22 protein-coding genes are annotated in these 21,758 nt (G+C 65.7%); 15 read left to right on the plus strand and 7 right to left on the minus strand.

Annotated elements, in window-relative coordinates; translation table 11 throughout:
- Nucleotides 1–9: 9 nt before the first annotated feature.
- Nucleotides 10–510 (minus strand): MarR family winged helix-turn-helix transcriptional regulator, encoded by a 501-nt coding sequence (locus JI664_RS15975; protein ID WP_207014766.1) that lies wholly within the window; start codon nt 508–510, stop codon nt 10–12.
- A 201-nt stretch (nt 511–711) separates the two neighbouring features.
- Here JI664_RS15975 and JI664_RS15980 point away from each other — a divergent pair, with 201 nt between their 5' ends.
- Entirely contained in the window at nt 712–1,581 is an 870-nt protein-coding gene (locus tag JI664_RS15980; RefSeq protein ID WP_207014767.1) for a branched-chain amino acid aminotransferase, read from the plus strand.
- Between the two features lie 26 nt (nt 1,582–1,607).
- Here the strand turns inward: JI664_RS15980 and JI664_RS15985 are convergent, their stop codons facing one another.
- Nucleotides 1,608–3,278 carry an FAD-binding dehydrogenase gene (locus JI664_RS15985; RefSeq protein ID WP_207014768.1) on the minus strand — a complete coding sequence of 557 codons (1,671 nt, stop codon included), beginning with the start codon at nt 3,276–3,278 and terminating at the stop codon, nt 1,608–1,610.
- Between the two features lie 242 nt (nt 3,279–3,520).
- Here JI664_RS15985 and JI664_RS15990 point away from each other — a divergent pair, with 242 nt between their 5' ends.
- From JI664_RS15990 to cobD, 4 genes are all read left to right on the plus strand, one after another.
- The gene (locus JI664_RS15990; RefSeq protein ID WP_207014769.1) at nt 3,521–4,699 is read left to right on the plus strand and encodes a polysaccharide biosynthesis/export family protein; all 1,179 of its coding nucleotides are present in this window, start codon (nt 3,521–3,523) and stop codon (nt 4,697–4,699) included.
- A 131-nt stretch (nt 4,700–4,830) separates the two neighbouring features.
- A complete protein-coding gene (locus tag JI664_RS15995; protein WP_286174134.1) occupies nt 4,831–5,652 on the plus strand; it encodes a propanediol utilization protein in 822 nt (273 codons plus the stop codon).
- A complete protein-coding gene (cbiB, locus tag JI664_RS16000) occupies nt 5,649–6,584 on the plus strand; it encodes an adenosylcobinamide-phosphate synthase CbiB (protein ID WP_207014770.1) in 936 nt (311 codons plus the stop codon). The genes JI664_RS15995 and cbiB overlap by 4 nt, the downstream gene beginning before the upstream one ends.
- Nucleotides 6,578–7,552: a threonine-phosphate decarboxylase CobD gene (gene cobD, locus JI664_RS16005; protein ID WP_207014771.1), complete on the plus strand. Its 975-nt coding sequence runs from the start codon at nt 6,578–6,580 to the stop codon at nt 7,550–7,552. Before cbiB ends, cobD begins: the two co-directional genes overlap by 7 nt.
- 79 nt (nt 7,553–7,631) lie before the next feature.
- On the opposite strand, the gene JI664_RS16010 is transcribed toward cobD, so the two are convergent.
- A complete protein-coding gene (locus tag JI664_RS16010) occupies nt 7,632–10,328 on the minus strand; it encodes a benzoate-CoA ligase family protein (protein WP_207014772.1) in 2,697 nt (898 codons plus the stop codon).
- A gap of 86 nt (nt 10,329–10,414) precedes the next feature.
- Between JI664_RS16010 and JI664_RS16015 the strand changes: the two genes are divergently transcribed.
- From JI664_RS16015 to JI664_RS16030, 4 genes are all read left to right on the plus strand, one after another.
- Nucleotides 10,415–10,828, plus strand: a complete 414-nt coding sequence (locus tag JI664_RS16015; RefSeq protein ID WP_207014773.1) for an acyl-CoA thioesterase — start codon at nt 10,415–10,417, stop codon at nt 10,826–10,828.
- Nucleotides 10,818–11,576, plus strand: coding sequence for an IclR family transcriptional regulator (locus JI664_RS16020; RefSeq protein ID WP_207014774.1), 759 nt, complete (start codon nt 10,818–10,820; stop codon nt 11,574–11,576). Before JI664_RS16015 ends, JI664_RS16020 begins: the two co-directional genes overlap by 11 nt.
- A 96-nt stretch (nt 11,577–11,672) precedes the next feature.
- On the plus strand, nt 11,673–12,113 hold the full coding sequence (gene msrB, locus JI664_RS16025; RefSeq protein ID WP_211201725.1) for a peptide-methionine (R)-S-oxide reductase MsrB: 441 nt from the start codon (nt 11,673–11,675) through the stop codon (nt 12,111–12,113).
- 263 nt (nt 12,114–12,376) lie between these two features.
- On the plus strand, nt 12,377–14,026 hold the full coding sequence (locus JI664_RS16030) for an alpha-glucosidase family protein (RefSeq protein WP_414707742.1): 1,650 nt from the start codon (nt 12,377–12,379) through the stop codon (nt 14,024–14,026).
- A 42-nt stretch (nt 14,027–14,068) separates the two neighbouring features.
- Here the strand turns inward: JI664_RS16030 and JI664_RS16035 are convergent, their stop codons facing one another.
- On the minus strand, nt 14,069–15,247 hold the full coding sequence (locus tag JI664_RS16035) for a thiolase family protein (RefSeq protein ID WP_207014776.1): 1,179 nt from the start codon (nt 15,245–15,247) through the stop codon (nt 14,069–14,071).
- 83 nt (nt 15,248–15,330) lie between these two features.
- On the opposite strand from JI664_RS16035, the gene JI664_RS16040 reads away from it, so the two are divergent.
- Nucleotides 15,331–15,666, plus strand: coding sequence for an STAS domain-containing protein (locus tag JI664_RS16040; protein ID WP_207014777.1), 336 nt, complete (start codon nt 15,331–15,333; stop codon nt 15,664–15,666).
- 85 nt (nt 15,667–15,751) lie between these two features.
- A complete protein-coding gene (locus JI664_RS16045) occupies nt 15,752–16,192 on the plus strand; it encodes an ATP-binding protein (protein WP_207014778.1) in 441 nt (146 codons plus the stop codon).
- Nucleotides 16,193–16,209: 17 nt separating this feature from the next.
- On the opposite strand, the gene hspQ is transcribed toward JI664_RS16045, so the two are convergent.
- Complete coding sequence (hspQ, locus tag JI664_RS16050) at nt 16,210–16,536, minus strand: heat shock protein HspQ (protein WP_207014779.1); 327 nt, start codon at nt 16,534–16,536, stop codon at nt 16,210–16,212.
- Between the two features lie 275 nt (nt 16,537–16,811).
- On the opposite strand from hspQ, the gene JI664_RS16055 reads away from it, so the two are divergent.
- Nucleotides 16,812–17,405, plus strand: coding sequence for a lytic transglycosylase (locus JI664_RS16055; RefSeq protein WP_207014780.1), 594 nt, complete (start codon nt 16,812–16,814; stop codon nt 17,403–17,405).
- Between the two features lie 20 nt (nt 17,406–17,425).
- On the opposite strand, the gene JI664_RS16060 is transcribed toward JI664_RS16055, so the two are convergent.
- Together JI664_RS16060 and JI664_RS16065 are read right to left on the minus strand one after the other, a co-directional pair.
- Entirely contained in the window at nt 17,426–18,055 is a 630-nt protein-coding gene (locus tag JI664_RS16060) for a LolA family protein (RefSeq protein WP_207014781.1), read from the minus strand.
- A gap of 168 nt (nt 18,056–18,223) precedes the next feature.
- The gene (locus tag JI664_RS16065) at nt 18,224–18,877 is read right to left on the minus strand and encodes a peroxiredoxin (protein WP_207014782.1); all 654 of its coding nucleotides are present in this window, start codon (nt 18,875–18,877) and stop codon (nt 18,224–18,226) included.
- A gap of 206 nt (nt 18,878–19,083) precedes the next feature.
- Between JI664_RS16065 and JI664_RS16070 the strand changes: the two genes are divergently transcribed.
- From JI664_RS16070 to JI664_RS16080, 3 genes are all read left to right on the plus strand, one after another.
- A complete protein-coding gene (locus JI664_RS16070; protein ID WP_207014783.1) occupies nt 19,084–19,752 on the plus strand; it encodes a hypothetical protein in 669 nt (222 codons plus the stop codon).
- A 104-nt stretch (nt 19,753–19,856) separates the two neighbouring features.
- Nucleotides 19,857–21,302 carry an aldehyde dehydrogenase family protein gene (locus tag JI664_RS16075; RefSeq protein WP_207014784.1) on the plus strand — a complete coding sequence of 482 codons (1,446 nt, stop codon included), beginning with the start codon at nt 19,857–19,859 and terminating at the stop codon, nt 21,300–21,302.
- Complete coding sequence (locus JI664_RS16080) at nt 21,295–21,753, plus strand: hypothetical protein (protein WP_207014785.1); 459 nt, start codon at nt 21,295–21,297, stop codon at nt 21,751–21,753. The genes JI664_RS16075 and JI664_RS16080 overlap by 8 nt, the downstream gene beginning before the upstream one ends.
- The last annotated feature ends 5 nt before the right edge of the window (nt 21,754–21,758 follow it).

Here is a 21,758-nt window from a genome sequence, read left to right on the forward strand (position 1 = left end):
CCATCCCCCTCATGTCCTCGTATCCTTGATCGAGAGATATTGCGCGCGGATCGACTCGTCCATCATCGCCTCGAGCACCTGCCGGAACCCTGCCACTGCCTGCGGCCCCGCAGCGCGATAGGCCGCCCGCATCCGCGCCCGCTGCGCTTCGGACAGCTTGCGCTCCAGATCGGCGCCCTCCTTGGTCAGGTAGAGATGCCGCTCGCGCCGGTCTTCGCGGCCGACGCGGGATTCGACCAGCCCGTCCTCGATCAGCGTGCGCAGCACCCGGTTGAGCGACTGCTTGGTCACGCCCAGCACCGAGAGCAGGTTGTTCACCGTCGTCCCGCTCGAGCGGTTGATGAAATGCAGCGCCCGGTGATGCGCGCGGCCATAGGAAAGCTCGCCCAGAATCCGGTCGGGATCGGCGGTGAAGCCGCGATAGGCGAAGAACATCGCCTCGATGCCCTTGCGCAACTGCTCGTCGGTCAGAAACAGCAGGTTCTCGCCCCCTGTCGTACCGTCCGCCATCGTGCACCCCCGTCTTGACGCTACCCTGCCGCATCCCGCCCCGTGGACGCTGCGCGCAGGGGTCCTTTTATGTCAGCCTTGTTGACTTTCCAAGAATCAATTGCTACCAGACCTGCCAGTTGGCGCAAGATTATGTCAGGTCATAGCGATCTCGCGCAACAATTGAAAATTTAGTGCCGGGAATGCCAGGAGGGGATCGCGATGAACGGGGCCTATGACGACAGGGATGGCTATATCTGGATGAACGGGACGCTGATCCCGTGGCGCGACGCCAAGGTCCATGTCCTGACCCATGCGATGCATTACGCCTCGTCGGTTTTCGAAGGCGAGCGCTGCTATTCCGGCAAGATCTTCAAATCGCGGGAACATTCCGAACGCCTGATCGAATCGGCTCGGCTTCTGGACATGACGATCCCCTATTCGGTCGATGAGATCGAAGCGGCGAAATACGCCATGCTGAAGGCCAATGGCTGGACCGACGCCTATGTCCGCGCCGTGGCTTGGCGCGGCGCGGGAATGGATATGGGCGTCTCGGCAGCGCGCAACCCGGTCTGTCTGGCCGTCGCGGGCTGGGAATGGGGCGCCTATTACGGCGACGCGAAATGGCAGGGTGCCAAGCTCGATATTGCCAAGTGGAAACGCCCGTCGCCCGAAACTATCCCCACCGCCGCCAAGGCCGCCGGTCTCTACATGATCTGCACGATGTCCAAACACGCGGCCGAGGCCAAGGGCTGCTCGGACGCGCTGTTCATGGATTACCGCGGCTACGTGGCCGAGGCCACGGGCGCCAATGTGTTCTTCGTCAAGGACGGCGTGGTCCACACCCCCAAGGCCGATGCCTTCCTCAACGGCATCACCCGGCAGACTGTCATCGCTATGCTCAAAGATATGGGGATCGAAGTGGTCGAGCGTCACATCATGCCCGAAGAACTCTCGGGCTTTTCCGAATGCTGGCTGACCGGCACTGCGGCCGAAGTCACGCCGGTGGGTCAGATCGGCGATTTTCATTTTCAGGTCGGTGAGCTGACGAAGAAAGTCTCGGACAGCTACGAAGCGCTGGTCCGCAGCTGAGAGCAAAGAGGGGGCAGACAGCCCCCTTACCCGGCGGCGCGTCCGGCGTTGCGGCCCGAGAACAGGCACCCGCCCAGAAAGGTTCCCTCCAGCGCGTTGTAGCCGTGATAACCGCCGCCGCCGAAGCCCGCGCATTCGCCTGCGGCGAACAGCCCGTCAATGCGGGCGCCTTGCGCGTTCAGCACGGCGCCATCCGTATCGGTGTGCAGGCCCCCCAGCGTCTTGCGCGTCAGGACGGACAGACGCACGCCGATCAGCGGCCCCTGCGCCGGGTCGAGGAGGCGGTGCGGTTTCGCCGTGCGTATCAGCTTGTCCCCGAGATAGCGGCGCGCGCCGCGAATCGCGGTGATCTGGGCGTCTTTTGAAAACGGGTTCGTCACCTGGGCGTCGCGGGCTTCGATCTGGGCGCGCAGCCGGGTCACGTCGAGCCTTGGGTCGCCCATCGCGTCGGCGATGCCGTTCATCTTGTCGACCAGCGCGTCGAGCGTATCGGCCACGGCGAAATCGGCACCGTGTTCCTTGAAGGCCTCGACCGGCGCGGTGGCGCGTCCGCCCGCGCCCAGCCGTGACGCCAGCACCTCGCGCCAGCGGCCCGAGCTGATGTCGGGATTCTGCTCGCTGCCCGAAAGCGCGAATTCCTTGCGGATGATGGCTTGCGTCAGCACGAACCACGAATGGGCGTGGCCGGTTCTCAGGATCCGTTTCAGCGTGCCCAGCGTGTCGAAGCCGGGCAGATAGGGCGGCTCCATCCGTGTTCCCAGCGCGTCGAACCACATCGACGAGGGGCCGGGCAGGATGCGGATGCCATGGGCGGGCCAGATCGGGTTCCAGTTCCGCACGCCTTCGGTGTAGTGCCACATCCGGTCGGTATTGATCAGCGCGGCGCCCGCTGCCGCAGCGGTGTCGATCATCGCGCCGTCGACATGCGCGGGTACGCCCGAGATCATCCGCGCGGGCGGCGGTCCCAGCCGATCAATTGGCCAGGCGCGGCGGACGCGCTCGAGATCACCGCCGATCCCGCCCGAGGTCACCACGACCGATCCGGCGCGCGCCTCGAACGCGCCGATTATCGTGCGGTTCGACGCTTCACCACGCGCGGTGTCGGTTTCGGCGAGGATCTCGCCCGCGACCCCCGACAGGCGACCGCCGTCGCGGGTGATTTCCCGCACGCGGTGACGATGGGCGAAAACCAGCCGATCGCGGGCGACGTGCTCAGCCGCGCGCGACAGGAAGGGGGCCAGAACGCCGGGCCCGGTCCCCCATGTGATGTGAAAACGCGGCACCGAATTGCCATGCCCCGAGGCCAGTTCGCCGCCGCGTTCGGCCCAGCCCACGACCGGAAACCAGCGCATCCCCATCGCCGCCAGCCATGCGCGCATCGGACCGGCGGCAAAGTCGATATAGGCCTCGGCGACGCGGCGCGGCCAATGGTCTTCGGGGCGGTCGAACTGTGCCGATCCCAGCCAGTCGGACAAGGCCAGATCGGCGGTGTCGCGGATCCTCATGCGGCGCTGTTCGGGGGTGTCGACCATGAACAGACCGCCCAGCGACCAGAAGGCCTGACCGCCCAGATTCTGCGGGCCTTCCTGATCGAGAACCAGAACGCGCTTGCCCCGGTCGGCAAGTTCGCAGGCGGCGGCCAGCCCGGCAAGGCCGGCGCCGACGACGATGACATCGGCCTCGTGGCGTGTGTTCATGGCGGATCCTCCCGTCGCCACGATGGCAGGCTTAGGGGCATCGGGCAATCGATGCCGCAGGGCCAATCCGGGCGGAAAACGGTGTGGCTTCAGCGCTTCGGTCAAGAAACAATCGTCGCCAACGTCTTGCCGCGTCACGGGAACATCAGTAGCGTCTCGCGCAACAAGCGACACGGTCCGCAATGCCGGAAATCCGGACTCGAACGAGCCGCGTGTCGACGACAACGAAAGAGCGGACGACAGTGGACAAGACTGAAACGATGCCGGCCATGGCGTGCGAGATGCCTTCCCAGAAAGGCTCGGGCCTTGGATTGCGGAGCCTTCGCCGCTTCGCCGCCCTGATGCTGATCCCCGCTCTGATTGCCGGCTGTTCGATGCCGCGCGGTGCCGCTTTGCAGCAGGAAGTGCTGCGCGGCGCCGATGACCCGGAACTCGGCGTGCAGGTGTTCGAGGTAACGCGTGCCTCGATGGACGTGCTGCAGGACTGGCCGCTGGGTACCAGCGCGCTGCGCAACAACTGGACCACGGCCAGCGCCGCACCGACCGCGCGGATCATCCGGGCGGGCGATCTTCTGTCGATCTCGATCTGGGACAGCCAGCCCGATTCGCTGCTGACGACCACTGAGCAGCGCATGGTGTCGATGAACGAGGTGCCGGTCTCGGCCTCAGGTCGTGTCTTCGTGCCCTATGTGGGCGAGCTGCGTGTTGCGGGCATGTCCTCGGAAATGGCGCGCCGGACGATCCAGCAGGAAATGCTGTCGATCGTGCCCGACGGTCAGGTTCAGTTGTCGGTGACGCCGGGCGCGGGGAACACGATCGACGTGGTGACCGGTGTGGCGCGGCCCGGGCGGCTGCAACTGCCCGAGATCAGCCCGACGATTCTGAGCGTGATTGCCGAAGCGGGCGGGATTTCCGCCACGCTGCGCAACCCGCTGGTGCGTCTGAACCGCGCCGGCGTCGCCTATGCCATCCCGGCGCAGGAGCTGTTCGCAAATCCTGCCTATGACATCCAGATGCGCGGCGGAGACCGGGTTCTGGTCGAAGAGGATCAGCGCAGCTACATCATGCTGGGTGCGTCGGGACGGCAGGATGTCGTCTATTTCGAGCGCGAGGAAGTCACCGTTCTGGACGCGATTTCCAACAATGGCGGTCTGTCGCAGGCCCGCGCCAATCTTCAGGGCGTGCTGGTTCTGCGCGAATACCCGTCCAGCGTCGTGCGCCCCGACGGTCCCTATCCGCATGAAGAAGAGGTCGTGTTCACCTTCGATCTGACCTCGGCTGACGGCCTGTTCGCCGCCGACCGGTTCCAGGTGCATTCGGGCGACGTGATCCTTGCCACCGAATCCGCCCTGCCGCTGATCGCGCAGGTGATGAGCGTCATGCGCAACGCGGGTCAGACCGTGCGCGGCTTCAGCAACTGATCCCGGATACCGGTTTTGCGCGGCCCGTCCTTCGCGGCGGGCCGTTTGCACAAGCGTGATTGCGGCGCACCCGAGCCCTTGCCGAAGCGCGGGAAAGCCCGCAAACAGGCCCGAAGATCGGAACACCGCGCATGCACCACGTCCCTTCCTCAGCTCCCGCCGCCCGACCGCAGCCGCGCGCCGGGATGCGCGTGAGCGGCCATTTCGGCGAGCTCTTGCAGGGGCGGCTGGGGGCCGAGGGGCCTTTGGTGCTGATCTCTCTGCCCTGTCCGGCGCTTTGGGTGGAAATCGGGGCCGGCGATCACAGCCTGCTCGGTCCCCGGCGGGTGCGGGCGCTGTGCCGGGCGCTGTCGCTGACCGACCCCCACACCGTGCCGCCGATGCAGGCCAATATGCCCGCCGGTGGCGGTGGCGGGTCGTCCACGGCGGCCTTGGTGGCGCTGGCGCGCTGGCTGGGCTTCGAGGGCCCGCCCGAGCGGCTGGCACGCGCCTGTGTCGCGGCCGAGGGCGCCAGCGATCCGCTGATGCTGCCCCGACCGGAAACCTGCCTTTTCGCATCGCGGCAGGGCGAGGTGGTCGAGCGGCTTCCCGCCCTGCCGCGTTTCGAGGTGCTGGGCGGTTTTCTGGGGCCGGTTCAGCGCACCCGCGCCGAGGACGACGCGTTCCCCGATATCGCCGATCTGGTCGCGCGCTGGCGCGGCGGCGTCGATCTGCCGGGTCTCTGTGCGCTGAGCAGCGAAAGCGCAAGGCGCACGCTGGCGCTGCGCGGTCCTGCCGATGATCCGACCGCCGCGCTGGCCGCCGAGCTGGGCGCGCCGGGATGGATGATCGCCCATACCGGCAGCGCGCGCGGGCTGATCTTCGCGCCGGGCACGGTTCCGAGCGGCGCCGAGGCGCGGCTTGCGGAAGCGGGCTTTACCGGGGTGATCCGCTTTGCCGGGGGCGGGGCATGAGTGCTGCTGCCGCGATCCTGATCGCCATGCTGATCGATGCGGCTCTGGGCTGGCCCGACGCGCTGTATCGGCGCATCGGGCACCCGGTGACGTGGATCGGCGCGCTGATCCATGCGCTGGAAGCAAACCTGAACCGGGGTCCGTTCCGCCGGGCCAAGGGTGTCGCCGCCGCGCTGATCGCCATCGCGGTCCCCACGGGCGTCGCGCTGGCCATCGTGCTGGCGCTGCCGGATGGCTGGATTGGCACCGTTTTCGCCGGGATCCTTGCCTGGCCGCTGGTGGCCTTGCGCTCGATGCATCAGCACGTCGCGGCGGTGGCCGCGCCGCTGGCCCGGGGCGATCTGTCCGCTGCGCGCTTTGCCGTGTCGATGATCGTCGGGCGCGACCCTAACCGGCTGGACAAGGCCGGGGTCGCCCGCGCGGCGGTCGAAAGCCTGGCCGAGAACACTTCGGACGGGATCGTCGCGCCGGTTTTCTGGGGCGTGGTCGCAGGCCTGCCCGGCATTGTCGCCTATAAGGCGATCAACACGCTGGATTCGATGATCGGCCACCGGACCGAGCGGTACGAGCAATTCGGCTGGGCCTCGGCGCGGATCGACGATCTGGTCAATCTGATCCCCGCGCGGCTGACCGGCGGGCTGTTTGCGCTGGTCAGCGGTCATGCCCAACGCGCGCTGAGGGTGGTCGTCGCGGATGCGCGCCATCACCGCTCGCCCAATGCGGGCTGGCCCGAAGCGGCGATGGCGGGCGCGCTATGGATCCGTTTGTCGGGTCCGCGCGTTTACGAGCGGGGCGTTTCAGACGAGCCCTGGGTGAACGCGACGGCGCCCGATCCGGGGCCTGCCGATCTTTCCCGGGCGTTGCGTCTCTATCGTCACGCGATGACGGCGCTTGCAGCGATGGTGGCAATCTTGGCGGTGACGGGATGGTAAGCAGAGACCACGGCGGCAATCTGGACGAGGCCCGTGCGCATTATGGCGGCGAGGCGTGGATCGACCTGTCGACAGGAATCAACCGCAGCCCCTATCCGGTGCCGGATTTCCCGGCCGAGGCCTGGACCTGTCTGCCCGGTGTCAAGGCACAGCGCGATCTGGTGGCGGCTGCCGCTGCCGCCTATGGCGTGCCCGCAGAATGCGTCTTGCCGCTTGCGGGGGCGCAGGCGGCGATCCAGCTTTACCCGCGCCTGCGCCCTGCAGGCGATGCAAGGGTGATCGCGCCGACCTATAATGAACATGCCGCAAGCCTCGTCGCGCATGGCTGGACGCTGCAGAATGCCGATGGCATCCGCGCGCTGGCCGGGGCCGATCTGGCCGTGGTGGTCAATCCCAACAATCCCGATGGCCGAAGCTGGACGCCGGAATCGCTGGAAGGGGTCGCCAAGCGGGTGGGGCTGCTGGTGGTGGATGAAAGCTTCGCCGACCCGCATCCAGAGCTGTCCGCCGTGCCCGTGCTGAGCGAGCGGATGCTGATCCTGCGGTCGTTCGGCAAGTTCTTCGGGCTGGCCGGTGCGCGGCTGGGCTTCGTTCTTGGCGATCCGTCGGTGATCGACCCCCTGCGTCAGCTCGCGGGCCCGTGGAGCGTGAGCGGCCCGGCGTTGGATCTGGGGACGCGTGCCCTGAGCGACAGGGCGTGGCACCGCGCCACCGCCGGGCGGTTGGCGACGGATGCCGAGCGGCTTGATGCCATAGCCGCGCGCGCGGGCTGGCCGCTGGTGGGCGGAACGGCCTTGTTTCGCACCTATGCCACCCCGGATGCCGAGCGCGCGCAGGACCATCTGGCCCGGCGCGCGATCTGGTCGCGGCGGTTTCCCTATTCGAAGACATGGCTCCGGCTGGGCCTGCCCCATGGCGGGGAATGGGCGCGGGTCGAGACGGCGATCACGGAATGGCGCCCGGTCTAATGGCGCCCGGACTAATGGTGTCCGGTCTGAAGACCGGACGCGCGGCGAGCGGTGCGTGCAGAGCACGCACCCTACAGCCTCAGCCTGCGGGCTGCTTCTGTTTGAGCGCCTGACGGTCGATCTTGCCGGTGCCGGTCTTGGGCAGCGTTTGCGCGAACTCGACGATCCGGGGGTACTTGTAGGGCTGCAACTGCCCCTTCACATAGCCCTGCAGATCCCCCACATCGCCCGTGCGTCCGTCGCGCATCACCACGATGGCGCGCAAGGTCATCCGCTTGTCGCCAAGCTCATGCGCCAGCACGGCGCATTCGTGCACATCGGGATGGTCGTTAAGGCAGCGCTCGACCTCGAGCGGCCAGACCCATTGGCCCGAGACCTTGATCAGCTCATCCGCGCGGCCCTGAAAGTAGTAATAGCCGTCCTGTTCGATGAAGCGGTCGCCGGTATAGATCCAGTCGTCACGCATCGTCTCGCGGGTCTTGTCGGGGCGGTTCCAGTAACAGGGCGCGCTGGAATGGCCGCGCACATACATCACGCCTTCCTCGCCGGGCCGGGCGATGGTGCCTTCGGGCGTCACCAGCTTGATCTCGTAGCCCGGCACCGCCGCGCCTGCCGCCCCCAGCCGGTGATCGTCGAGCGCATTCGATAGGTAGACATGCAGCATCTCGGTCGAGCCCAGACCTTCGGTCGGGCCATGCCCCACCAGCGCCTTCCACGCGTCGTAGATATCCGACGACAGGATCTCGGCCGCCGACATGCTTTGCCGGATGCTCGACAGGTCGCGGCTCTCGATCCCCGGCGTGCGGGCGAGCGCGGTGTAGAGCGTGGGCAGGCCGAAGAAGACGGTGGGTTTGTAGGTCTCGATGCAATCGAGCACGGCGTCTGCGCGCGGCTGGCCGGGCAGCAGAAGCGTCGTCGCACCGACCGAGAACGGGAAGGTTATCGCGTTGCCGAAGCCATAGGCGAAGAAGATCTTCGGCACCGAGAAGCAGATATCGTCGGGCCGCAGATTCAGCACCTCTGCGCCGAAGCTCTGCTGCGAATAGGCCATGTCGTGATGCAGGTGGACGATGCCCTTGGGCCGCCCGGTCGAGCCCGAGGAATACATCCAGAACGCCATGTCGTCGGGGCCGGTATCGGCGGCTTGCAGCGTGTTGGAATGACCGGCGGTGAAATCGTCCCCGCCATTTACCCGCACGACGCGTTCGACGCTGGTCCCGTCGAGCACGGCATCGGTGAAGATATGGCCCAGCGTTTCTTCGCACAGGGCGATGCGCGCGCCGGTATCCTTGAGGAAGAAGTTCAGCAGGTCGGGCGTCGTCTGGGTGTTCAGCAGCACCGGCACGAAGCCCGCACGCACCGCGCCGAAGAAGGCGGCCGGATAGGCGGGCGTGTCATCGAGGAAAAAGGGAATGCGGTCCCCTTTCTTCAGCCCCGCCGCCGTGAACGCATTGCCCCAGCGCGCGGCCTCGGCGATCAGGTCGCGGTAGCTGAGCGTGCCGGCCGGTCCGGTGAGGGCGGGCTTGTCGGGATTGCGCGCAAGGTTGTCCCACAGAATGTCCGCGCAATTGTTATGCGCGGTCTTGTCGAAGCCGATCTCTTTCGCTCCGGCGGTGTCGTCGCCTACCGGGTCCACGGGTTGTGCGGCGCTGTGTTCGGCATCCCAGCGGGCCATGAACTCGGGCGCGATGGCACGCAGCCGGTCCAGATCGACGCGGCCCGAGCGCGTCAGATAGTCGAAGGCGAAATCGACGGGGGCCATGTCCATCTTGGTGGCGAAATCCTCGTACCACTGGGCCGAGGTATTGGCGGCGTTGACGATCTTCTTCGCAATCGGCATCCGCTCGCGCTGATAGCTTTCCAACGCCTCGGTCAGGTCGTCATGCGATGACAGCGCCCGGACGAGCGCAATCGCGTCTTCCATGGCCAGCCTTGTCCCCGACCCGATCGAGAAATGCGCGGTATGCGCGGCATCGCCCAGGATCACCGTGTTGCCGACCGCCCAGCGTTCGCACCACAGCTTTGGGAATTGCCGCCAGATCGAGTTGTTCTTGATCAGCTTGGCACCCTGAAGGATCGGCGCGAAGACCTCTTCGCAGATCTCGGCCGTCTGGTCCTGATCCATCCCGGCGAAACCGTATTCTGCAAAGGTCGCGTCGTCACATTCGACGATGAAGGTGCTGCGGTCGGGCGTGAAGCGGTAGTGATGCGCGTTGAACGCGCCGCGGCCGGTCTTGATGAAGCTCTGGGTCAGCGTGTCGAAGGGCCGGTCCGCACCGAACCACGCGAAATGGTTGGTGAATGTGTCCCATTGCGGGGCAAAGCCCGCCTCGTTCGAGCGCCGCACGAGCGAGTTCAGGCCATCCGCCCCCACGATCAGATCGCCGTCGAGCTGATTGAGCGCGGTGATCGGCGTGTCAAACAGGATCTCGACGCCCAGTTCCAGCGCGCGCGCGGCCAGGATCTCGTTGAAGTCCTGCCGCCACACGGCCGAGAAGCCCACGCCGTCCAGCGTCACCTGCCCGGCGGGCAGGTTCAGCGTCATGTTGCGCCAGCGCTCCATGTTCGGGGTGATCGTCGCGTGGATCTCGGGATCGTCGGCCTTCAGGAAGTCCAGCGCCTGATCCGAGAACACCACGCCGAAGCCGAAGGTCGCGCCGCGCGGATTCTGTTCATACACCCGAAGCCGCAGTTGCGGCATTGCCTTGCGCAGCAGGATCGCCGTGTACAGACCCGCCGGCCCGCCGCCGAGAATATCAACGCTTGAAAGTGGCATGGGCTCCTCCTCCGACCTCGACACCGATTTGCGGGCAAGGTACATTGTTTTCCAATATGCGCAATAATTTTTATGGAGCGGAAAACTTGTCCTCGACCCACGACCTGACCTACACCGTGACTTTCGGCGATTGCGATCCGGCGGGGATCGTCTTCTATCCCAATATTTACGGGTGGTTCGACCGCTGCTTCCACGACTGGCTGGGCCGGTTCGGCGGCCACGCGGCGATCTGCAAAGAGGTCGGCGCGGTCGGTGCAGGGCTGATGCAGGCCGATGCCGTGTTCCGCCGCCCGATGCGCCCGAACGACACGATCAGCGTGTCCATGACGATTCGCGAATGGGGCCGGAAATCGCTGACGCTGGATTATCAGATCCGTCTGGGCGAGACCGTCACCGCCACCGGAACCGAGGTGCGCGGGCTGTTTAAACCTGGCGAAAAGGGTATCGTCGCGGGCGAAATGCACGAATTGAAGGATGCGATCGCCCGCCATGAAGGGTGAAGACGAAGCCAGCGGGGGGATCCAGTCGCTCGATGCGGCGCTGCGGATGCTGGGCGCCATGTCCGAGCGGCGCGAGGCCGTCTCGCTCAGCGAACTGGCGCGCGATTGCGCCATGCCGCCATCGAAAGTGCATCGCTATCTCGCCAGTTTCCTGCATGCCGGGCTGGTCGTTCAGGCCGGGCGGTCGGGCAAGTACGACCTTGGCCCCGGCGCGATCCGGTTGGGGCTGTCGGCGCTGGCGCGGCACGATTTCGTCAACCGGACCGCCGATGCCTTGCCCGATCTGGTCGAGCGGACCGGCCTGACCGCGCTTCTGTCGGTCTGGGGCACGCATGGCGCGACCGTCGTCCGGTGGGAGCGCGCGGCGGTGCCGACCGTCACGTCGATGGGGTTGGGCACGGTGATGCCGCTGCTGAACTCGGCGACCGGGCGGGCCTTTCTTGCATGGGCGCCGCAGGCCCCGTTGCAGGCCGTGCTACAGGCCGAGCTGGTCCGCGCGACGGGCGATCTGCCGCGCGACGAAGGCGGGGTTTCTGATCTGGTCGCGCCGATGCGCAAGGCGGGATTCACATGGGTCGACGGGCGCTTCATTCCCGGTCTGGTCGCCATCGCGGCGCCGGTGCTCGACTGGCAGGGCGAGGCACAGGCGGTGATCACGCTGATCGGCACGGACCCCGCGCTGGCCGATGCACAGGGAGGGATCGTTGCGGCGCTGAAGGACTTTGCGAAAAGCCTGAGCTTCGCCTAGCGGCGGCTGGTCCCGGACAAGCTGACGTGAGGGGCGGGGGATGGAATTGCCGCGCCGCCGTCCCATATCCAAGGAACAGCGCACCGGAGGATGACGATGAGCTATACCAAGACCCCAGAGGCCCTTGCCCGCCTGACCCCCGAACAATACCGGGTGACCCAGCAGAACGGCACCGAGCGGCCCTATTCCAATGAATTCGACGAACATTTCGAACCCGGCCTGTATGTCGATATCGTCTCGGGCGAGCCGCTTTTCACATCCGCAGCCAAGTACAATTCCGGCTGTGGCTGGCCCGCCTTTACCCGCCCGGTCGACCCGCAGAACGTGGTCGAGCTGCGCGACAACACGCATGGCATGATCCGCACCGAGGTCCGCTCGACACATGGCGACAGCCATCTGGGGCATGTCTTCCCCGATGGCCCGCGCGATCAGGGCGGGCTTCGGTATTGCATCAACTCGGCCTCGCTTCGCTTCATCCCCAAGGACGAGATGGCGGCCGAAGGCTACGGCGCTTACCTGCCGCAGGTCGAAGGCTGAGCCTCGTGTGGCGCCCGGTCTGGCCTGCCCGCACCGGGTGCCAGGACGGGTCGTTCGGGGGCGTGATCCTGCGGACGATCCGCCGCGCCGCGACTGAACATGTGAAAATCCCCCTCGCGCATCGTGTTTTCCCCCTGTCCGGGGCGACGAGGGGTTTTTTCCTGCGGCGCGGGATGCTCAGTTAGAGCCAAGGGAATGCCGCATCGAGCGCGCCGGGCGACGGGCGCCGCGAAAGGGGCGGCGCTGACAGAACGGACGGACCCATGAACCTGATGCAAGATTTCCGGCGCGGCACGAAGCTTCCGGACGACAAGGATTGGTGGCGCGGGGCGGTGATCTATCAGATCTATCCGCGCAGCTATCAGGATTCGAACGGCGACGGCGTCGGCGATCTGGCCGGGATCATTCACCGTCTGGAGCATATCGCGCAGCTTGGTGTCGATGCGATCTGGATCTCTCCCTTTTATCGCTCGCCGATGCTCGATTTCGGCTATGACATTTCGAATTACTGCGATGTCGATCCGATGTTCGGCAGTCTGGGCGATTTCGACGCGCTGATCATGCGCGCGCATGATCTGGGTATCCGGGTGCTGATCGACCTTGTGCTCAGCCACACCTCGAACCAGCATCCGTGGTTTCAGGAAAGCCAGAACTCGCACGATAACCACAAGAGCGACTGGTATGTCTGGGCCGATGCCAAGCCCGACGGCACGCCGCCCAATAACTGGCTGTCGATCTTCGGCGGTTCGGCCTGGGAATGGTCGGGCGACCGGATGCAGTATTTCCTGCACAATTTCCTCAAGGAACAACCCGACCTGAACCTGCACAATCCCGAGGTTCAGGACGCGCTTCTGGGGATCGTGCGGTTCTGGCTGGAACGGGGCGTCGACGGATTCCGGCTGGATACCGTGAATTTCTACTTCCATGACGGCCAACTGCGCGACAACCCCGCGCTGGATCTCGAGCGCCGCAACGCCACCCTCGCGCCCGAGGTCAATCCGTATAACTGGCAGGACCATATCTATTCCAAGAACCAGCCAGAGAACCTTGCCTTTCTCAAGCGGCTGCGGACCCTGATGGACGATTACGGCGCCACCACGCTGGTGGGCGAGGTAGGGGACGGGCAATACGGGATGCAGCTTCAGGCCGCCTATACCGAGGGCGAGGACAAGGTGCATATGTGCTACTCGTTCGACCTTCTGGCCGGGAACGAGCCCACCGCCGAATTCTTCGGGCAGGTCCTGCGCACCCATGAGCGCGAGATTGGCGACGGCTGGGCCTGCTGGGCGTTTTCCAATCACGACGTCATGCGCCATGCCACGCGCTGGGCGCTGGGCGAGGAACAACGCACGCTCTTCGCGTCGATCCTGCTGTCGCTGCACGGCACGGTCTGCCTGTATCAGGGCGAAGAGCTGGGTCTCACCGAAGCCTATGTCGCCTTTGAAGACCTGCAAGACCCGTATGGCATCCGCTTCTGGCCGAAATTCAAGGGCCGCGACGGGTGCCGCACGCCGATGCCCTGGACCAGCGATTATCCCCATGGCGGGTTCTCGTCGCACGAAAAGCCGTGGCTGCCGATGGCGGCCGAGCATCTGTCCAAGGCCGTCGCGGTGCAGGAAAACGACGATGAAAGCCTGCTGGCCTTCTACCGCCGGATGGTCACCTATCGCCACGCGCGCCCGGTGCTGGCCAAGGGGTCGATGACCGTGGTGCGGGATTCGGACGGGGTGCTGGCCTTCCTGCGGGTGCTGAACGGCGAGCGGTTGCTCTGCGCCTTCAATCTCAGCGACGAACCCAAGGACTTTACCCTGCCCGAAGGCGACTGGGTCCCCGATCACGACGCGCCGTTCAAGGCCGATCTGAGCCAGCCCATCGCCCCGTTCAGCGCGGTCTTCGCGCAGCAATCGGTCTGAAGCCAGCGCGCCGGTTCGCGACGATGCGAACCGGTGCCCGCGTCAGGGGCGTTCGATGGCGATCGCCGTGCCCTCACCGCCGCCGATGCAGATCGCCGCGATGCCGCGCTTGAGGCCCCGGTTTTCCAGCGCGTGCAGCAGGGTGACGATGATCCGCGCGCCCGAGGCCCCGATCGGATGCCCCAGCGCGCAGGCGCCGCCATTGACGTTGACCACGTCGCGCGGCAGGCCCATCTCGTGCATGAAGGCCATCGGCACGACCGCGAAGGCCTCGTTCACTTCCCACAGGTCCACATCCGACACGTTCCAGCCCAGCCGGTCGAGCAGCTTCTGCGCGGCGGGGACGGGCGCGGTGGTGAACCAGCCGGGAGCCTGCGCGTGGCTGGCATGGCCGCGAATGATGGCGCGGACGGGGGCGCCGCGTTCCTCAGCCGCGCGGCGCGAGGACAGAACCAGCGCCGCCGCGCCGTCCGAGATGGACGAGGAATTCGCCGCCGTCACGGTGCCGCCGCTGCGGAACGCAGGCTTTAATGTCGGGATCTTGTCGGGACGGGCATTGCCGGGTTGCTCATCCGCGTTGATCGTTATCTCGCCCTTGCGGCCCTGAACCGTGACCGAGGTGATCTCGCCGTCGAAGGCGCCGTTGGCCTGCGCATCCAGAGCATTCGTCAGCGAGGTCAGCGCGTAATCGTCCTGCGCCTCACGCGTGAACTGGTAATGCTCGGCGCAATCCTCGGCGAAGGTGCCCATCAGGCGCCCCTTGTCATAGGCGTCTTCGAGCCCGTCGAGGAACATGTGATCGATCACCTGACCGTGCCCGATCCGGGCCCCGCCGCGCATTTTCGGCAGCAGGTACGGCGCCTCGGTCATGCTTTCCATACCGCCCGCGATCATCACCTGCGTATGGCCAAGGGCGATCTGGTCATGCGCCATCATCGCTGCTTTCATGCCCGAGCCGCACATCTTGTTCAGCGTGGTGGCCGGCACGTTCTGTCCCAGACCCGCCTGAAAGCCCGCCTGCCGCGCCGGGGCCTGTCCCTGACCTGCCGACAGGACGCAGCCCATCAGCAATTCCTCGACCGCCTCGGGCGGGGTGCCGGCGCTTTCCAGCGCCGCGGTGATCGCCGCGCCGCCCAGTTCCGCCGCTCTGACGCCGCTGAAGACGCCTTGGAAACCGCCCATGGGCGTGCGTGCGGCACCGGTGATGATGACTTCGCTCATGGCATGTCCCCTTTCGGCGTGAACCATTTGGCAAGACTTAAGCCCTAGCGTGGCGTTCGGACAAGCCATATGCGGGGGGCAAATTGGACATCGCCACGTCACGCGCCGGAGAGTCGCTTGTAATCACGGTTAACGATGGCCGGATCGATGCCGCCGTGGCGATCGCGTTCAAGGAAGCGGTACGCCGCGCCACCGACCTGCCGGGCAACCCCGTCATTCTGGATCTTGGCAAGGTCAGCTTTCTGGATAGCAGCGGGCTTGGCGCCGTGGTTGCGGTGATGAAATTCCTTGCGCCCGAACGGCGGCTGGAACTGGCCGCCCTGACCCCGCCGGTCGCCAAGGTGTTTCGCCTGACCCGCATGGACAGCGTCTTTACCATCCATCATCAGCCACCGGGCGATCTGCAGGCCGTCGGTTGACATGGCGGGACGGACGCTCGGATCAGGGGGCTGGGGCGGCGCGCGGTCAGGCATTGGCGCTTCGCAACGCCGACGATCCGGCGCTTTGGACGGGGCCGGCGTTCCCGGGCCGCTTCTGTTCCACCGCCGCTTTGTCGCCGGGGATCAGACGACGCGGACGGTGCTGGAAGATCTGAACGCCACCCTGTGCGAAGACGGCTTGCCGCCCAAGGCGATTTCGAATGCCGAGCTGATTCTGGCCGAGGTTCTCAACAACGTGGTCGAGCATGCCTATTCCGGTGACCCCGGCCTGATCGAGCTATGGGTGCGCGATGACGGGGGTGGTCTGGCCTGCACAATCGCCGATCAGGGCGTACCGTTTCCCGACGACGTCATGCCCGGCTCGGATCTTGCGGCGATCACGCCGCCCGACCTGCTGCCCGAAGGCGGCTTTGGCTGGCACATCATCCGCAGTCTGGCTGTCGAGTTGCATCATCAGCGACGGGACGGTCGCAACCTTCTGGCGCTGAAGGTCCCTCTGGGCTGAAGCGCCAGCGCGGATCGTCAGTTCAGCTGTGCCTGAAGCGGGTAATACCCATTCTCGAAATCGCCGAACAACTCGGGCAGGTCGGGGTGATCGACCGGCTCCCCGGTATCGTCGGCCTCGAGGTTCTGCTCGGACACATAGGCGACGTAATAGCTGTTCTCGTTCTCGGCCAGCAGGTGATAGAACGGTTGGTCCTTGCTGGGGCGGCTGTCTTCGGGAATGGCGTCGTACCATTCTTCGGTGTTGGCAAACATCGCATCCACGTCGAACACCACGCCCCGGAACGGATGTTTCCGGTGCTTAACGATTTGACCCAGTCCGAACTTGGCGTGTGATTTCAACATTAGCGCGATCCCTTCGCGCCGTTTCTAGCGCGAGTCACGGTCATACGTCCATGGGGGCGAATGCAGGGGCGCAGAAACAAACTGTGAATCTTGACCCGACAAAGGCTTCAAAGTGGCAAAATTGCGGCAGCCTGCGCGGGGCCGTTGCGCAAGCAGAAGGCGATCCACGCCGGTACCGGGCGTCACGCAACAGATCCTGACCCGGAAGTGATTTCAAATTTGCGAGAAATCGGCTAAAACGGAAAAAAACACAAGAAACTCGACCGAGGCAGATCATGAGCAGATTTCCCCGCCTGTTGGCGGCGGCCGCCCTGGTGGCCGCACTCGCGTCCTGCGGCGGGCGCAGCTACGACCCCCCGAGCAATATCGATGATGCCTGCGCGCTGGCCGCCGAACGTCCGGCCTATCTGCGCGCAATGCGGGCGACCGAGCGCGAATGGAACGTGCCGGTGCCCGTGCAGATGGCGATCATCCATGCCGAAAGCCGGTTCAGGGGCGACGCGCGCACACCGCACCGCTACGCGCTGGGCGTGATCCCGCTGGGGCGCCAGAGTTCGGCCTATGGCTATAGTCAGGCGCTGGACGGCACGTGGGAAGAATACCAGCAGATTACCCGCAATCATCGCGGCGAGCGCGACGATATCCGCGATGCCACCGATTTCATCGGCTGGTATGCTTCGACCGCGCGCGAGCAGAACGGCATTCAGCCGACCGATGCGCGCAACCTCTACCTTGCCTATCACGAAGGTAATGCAGGGTTTCGCCGGGGCAGCTATCGCAATCAGGACTGGCTGATCCGCGTCGCCAACCGGGTCGGCGACCGCGCGATCATGTACGACATCCAGCTGATGGCCTGCGGGCGGCGCTGAGCGTCAGGGCTCCGGGGCCGTCAGCGGTTGCTGCGCAGGCCCCGGCGCTGCATTTCCAGATCGATGCTGAACAGCATGGAACCCAGCGACACCCCGGTGCGCAGGGTTCCCAGAATGACCGTGGTTTCGCGTCCGGTATCGTCGGTCACCACCCATTGCCGCAGCTCAGTCGGATCGGCGCTGAACACAAGCCGGATCGAGCCGTATTCGGGATGCTGGGGGTCCTGAGCCAGCACGACCGTCGTCGGGCCGTCGGCATAGTGCTCGACCACCATGCGCTCGCGCGACAGGTTGACGGTATCGTCGAGGATCAGGTTCAGCGGCGTGCGGCTCAGCGGATAGCTCGACGGCTCGGTATTCGAGCGCGCATCGAAGATATTGACCGAGCCGCCGGCGGCCAGCACCAGCGAGCGGTCGGGCGCGTCATATTCGAAGCGCACGCGACCGGGGCGATGGATCATCAGCCGCCCGGTCGAAATCGAGCCATCCGGGTTCACCTGCGTGAAATCGGCCTGCGCGGTCCGGAAGCTGTTGAAATAGCGCGAAATCTCATCCAGCGAGATCGGCGCATTCTGCGCCACCCCGAGGGTCGGAGGCAGCGCGGCGAGGGCGGCAGCGCCCATGGAGGCAAGAAGAGTGCGGCGTTTCATGCGCCCTAGATAGCGTCTTGCGCGGCGTTCTCCAGCACCCAAATTCCTCACACGGCTACACAAGCGCGCGACAAGTCGGCAACAAAGTCGCCTGTCCCGACGCGGTGCGGCATGCAAAAGGCCCGCACCACGGGGGCACGGGCCTTGTCACGCATCGGAACCCGGGGGTTACGACGGCGCTTTGGCCTTGCGAAGATAGGGCAGCGGGATGTCCAGCTGACCGTATTTCGCCTTGGCGTCATCGGTCGACACCGACAGCGCGACGATCACGTCGTCACCGGGCTGCCAGTTCGCGGGGGTCGCGAAGGGCTGGGCGTCGGTCTGACGGATGGCGTCGAGCGCACGCAGGATCTCGTCGAAGTTCCGGCCCACCGACATAGGATAGATCAGCATCAGGCGGATTTTCTTGTCCGGGCCGATGATGAAGGTGGTGCGCACGGTGGCGGTGTCGTTGGGCGTGCGACCGTCGGGCAGATAGGCCTCGGCGGGCAGCATGTCATAGAGCTTGGCGATCTTCAGGTCGCCATCGGCGATGATCGGGAAGTCCGGCGCGGCACCGCCATAGGTCTTCACGTCATCCATCCACTTCTTGTGGTCCTCGACGCCGTCGATCGAGATCCCGGCAAGCTTGGCATTCCGCTTGGCGAATTCACCCGACAGGTTGGCAGCGGCCGAGAATTCGGTGGTGCAGACGGGGGTGAAGTCCTTGGGGTGGCTGAACAGGATCGTGTAGCTGTCGCCGATGTAATCGTGCCAGTTCAGCGTCCCCTGAGTCGTCTCGGCAGTGAAGTCGGGGGCGATATCGTTGATGCGAAGGCTCATGGTTTATTCCCGTTTCTGAATGCTTAATGGGCAGATAGGGCCTGTTTTCGGGTAATGAAAGGCCTGAAGCGGCATTTCTTTGCTCCGGGATATTCCGTTGCGTAGCCGAAGCGCCGGGTCAACGGAAAAGTCGATGCGGCTCTGAAGCCCGGCAAGACCCTGCGTGCGTTTACCATTCATTAACACGGATAGCGCGAAGTGGACTCATGTCGCGTTGTCAGTTCCGCGTTTTCTGTGTTGCGTTCCTGTTGCTGCTGGTGCCGACCGGCGCGCTTCAGGCCGGGCCTTGGCCGCAGCCGCGCGGCGGGCTGTTTTTGTCGACCACATCGACACTGGTCCCGGATTTCGGGCTGCGCCCGGTTCGGACCGAGCAATATGTCGAATACGGGTTTCGCCCGCGGCTGACCCTTGGGGGCGGGTTCGAGCTGTCCTCGCGGCTGGAACGGCTGGATCTGTTCGCCCGCTGGCATCCGCCCGACCTGCCGTGGGGCGTGGCATGGGGCCTGACCGGCGGGCTACGCTATACGCCAGAATACTACATCACCACGCGCGCAGTGATCGGCATCGATCTGGGGCGCGGCTGGGATGTGGGGGGCGGCAATGTCTGGGTCCGGGGCGGCGTGCGGCTGCTGGCGGGCGAGGGCTTTCTCGGGCCCGAGCGCGACGCGGATCTCACGCTGCAAACCGGCTGGCGCACGGGACGGTTCATGGGGATCGCCGCGATCACGCATTATGAAAACCGCTGGGGCGGCTTTACCCGGCTCAGACCGGCGCTGGGCGTGACCTTCGGTTCACTGACCGTCGTGGCCGAGGCCGTGATCCCGCCCGGCGGCGACGTCGAAGCGCTGCGCGTCGGGATCTGGAGCGACTTCTGACAGCGCGTCAGGTTGCCGTTTCGGGCCCTGTCTGATGGCCACCCGCCCTTGCCCTCGTCAGAAGCGGGTGACACTCTACGCGCAAAATTCCGAGAGAGGCAGCGATGCTCGACAAACGCAAATTCTACATCAACGGACAATGGGTCGACCCGGTCGACGGGCGCGATCTTGAGGTCATCGATCCTTCGACCGAAGAAGCCTGCGCGGTCATTTCGCTGGGCGGCACGGCGGACAGCGACGCGGCGGTCGCCGCCGCGCGCGCGGCGCTGCCGGGCTTCATGGAAACCCCGCCCGCCGAACGCAAGGCGCTGGTCGAGAAGATCCTCGAGGTCTACACCCGCCGCAACGATGAGATGGGCGAGGCGATCAGCCTTGAAATGGGCGCGCCCATCGACATGGCCAAAACCAGCCAGTCGGGATCGGGGACGTGGCATATCCAGAACTTCCTGCGCGCCTTCGACCAGATCGAATTCGAAGCGCCGCTGAGCGAAAAGGCGCCCGAAGACCGGATCATCAAGGAAGCGGTCGGCGTCTGCGCGCTGATCACGCCGTGGAACTGGCCGATGAATCAGGTCACGCTCAAGGTGATCCCGGCGCTGCTGGCGGGCTGCACCATGGTGCTGAAACCCTCGGAAATCGCGCCGCTTTCGTCGATGCTGTTCGCCGAGATCCTCGATGAAGCGGGCGTACCGGCGGGGGTGTTCAACCTTGTGAACGGTGACGGGCCGGGCGTGGGCACGGACCTGTCGGGCCATACCGATGTCGATATGGTCAGCTTCACCGGCTCGACCCGCGCGGGTATCGCCATCTCGAAGAACGCGGCCGAGACGCTCAAGCACATTCATCTGGAACTGGGCGGCAAGGGCGCGAACATCATTTTCGCCGATGCCGACGAAAAGGCCGTGGTGCGCGGCGCGCGGCATTGCTTCAACAATACCGGACAGTCGTGCAACGCGCCCACCCGGATGCTGGTCGAGCGCTCGATCTACGATCAGGCGGTCGAGATCGCTGCCGCCACCGCCGAAAAGACCAAGGTCGGTTCCGCGCATGAAGCGGGCAACCATATCGGCCCGGCGGTGAGCCAGGCGCAGTTCGACAAGATTCAGGGCCTGATCCAGAAGGGCATCGACGAAGGCGCGAAGCTGGTCGCGGGCGGTCTGGGTCGTCCGGACGGCGTCAATCGCGGGTATTTCGTGCGCCCCACGGTCTTTGCCGACGTCAACAACGACATGACCATCGCGCGCGAGGAGATCTTCGGCCCGGTCCTGTCGATCATCCCGTTCGAGGACGAAGCCGATGCGCTGCGGATCGCCAACGACACGCCCTATGGCCTGACCAACTACGTGCAGACGCAAGACGGCGCCAAGCGCAACCGCGTGGCGCGCCGTCTGCGCTCGGGCATGGTCGAGATGAACGGCAAGTCGCGCGGGCGCGGCTCGCCCTTTGGCGGCATGAAAGCCTCGGGACGCGGGCGCGAAGGCGGCGTCTGGGGCATCGAGGACTTTCTCGAGGTCAAGGCCGTCTCGGGCTGGTCGCCCGACGATGCGTAAGCGCGCCCTCGCGCTGGCGGTGGCACTGGCGCTTGCCGCCCCGGCGGCGGGCGCGTGGACCGAGCCGCCGCGCGGCTCGGCGCTCAGGGCTGACCTGATGGATGCGGCCCGGCCGCTGGCCGAACGGGTGCTGGGGGCGCCGGTCGAATTCGTGGTGCACGACCTGCGGGTCGAGGGCGATGTGGCCTTCGCCGCGCTGGTCGCCCAGCGCCCCGGGGGTGCGCCCATCGACATGCTGTCGACCCCGGGCTACCGGCGGGGCGAGATCGATCCGCAATACATGGACGGCTCGACCCTGCAGGTTCTCTACCGACGCTCGGGCCGCCAATGGGTCGCGGTCGAGCATGCCATCGGCGCCACCGATGTCTGGTACGCCGACCCCGTCTTCTGCCCGATCTGGGCGCCCGTCTTGCCCGGGAATTTCTGTCCCGGGTCCCCGCCGATGAAATGAGACCG

It is taken from the genome of Rhodobacter sp. NTK016B (genome assembly GCF_017303295.1).
GTDB lineage: Bacteria > Pseudomonadota > Alphaproteobacteria > Rhodobacterales > Rhodobacteraceae > Pararhodobacter.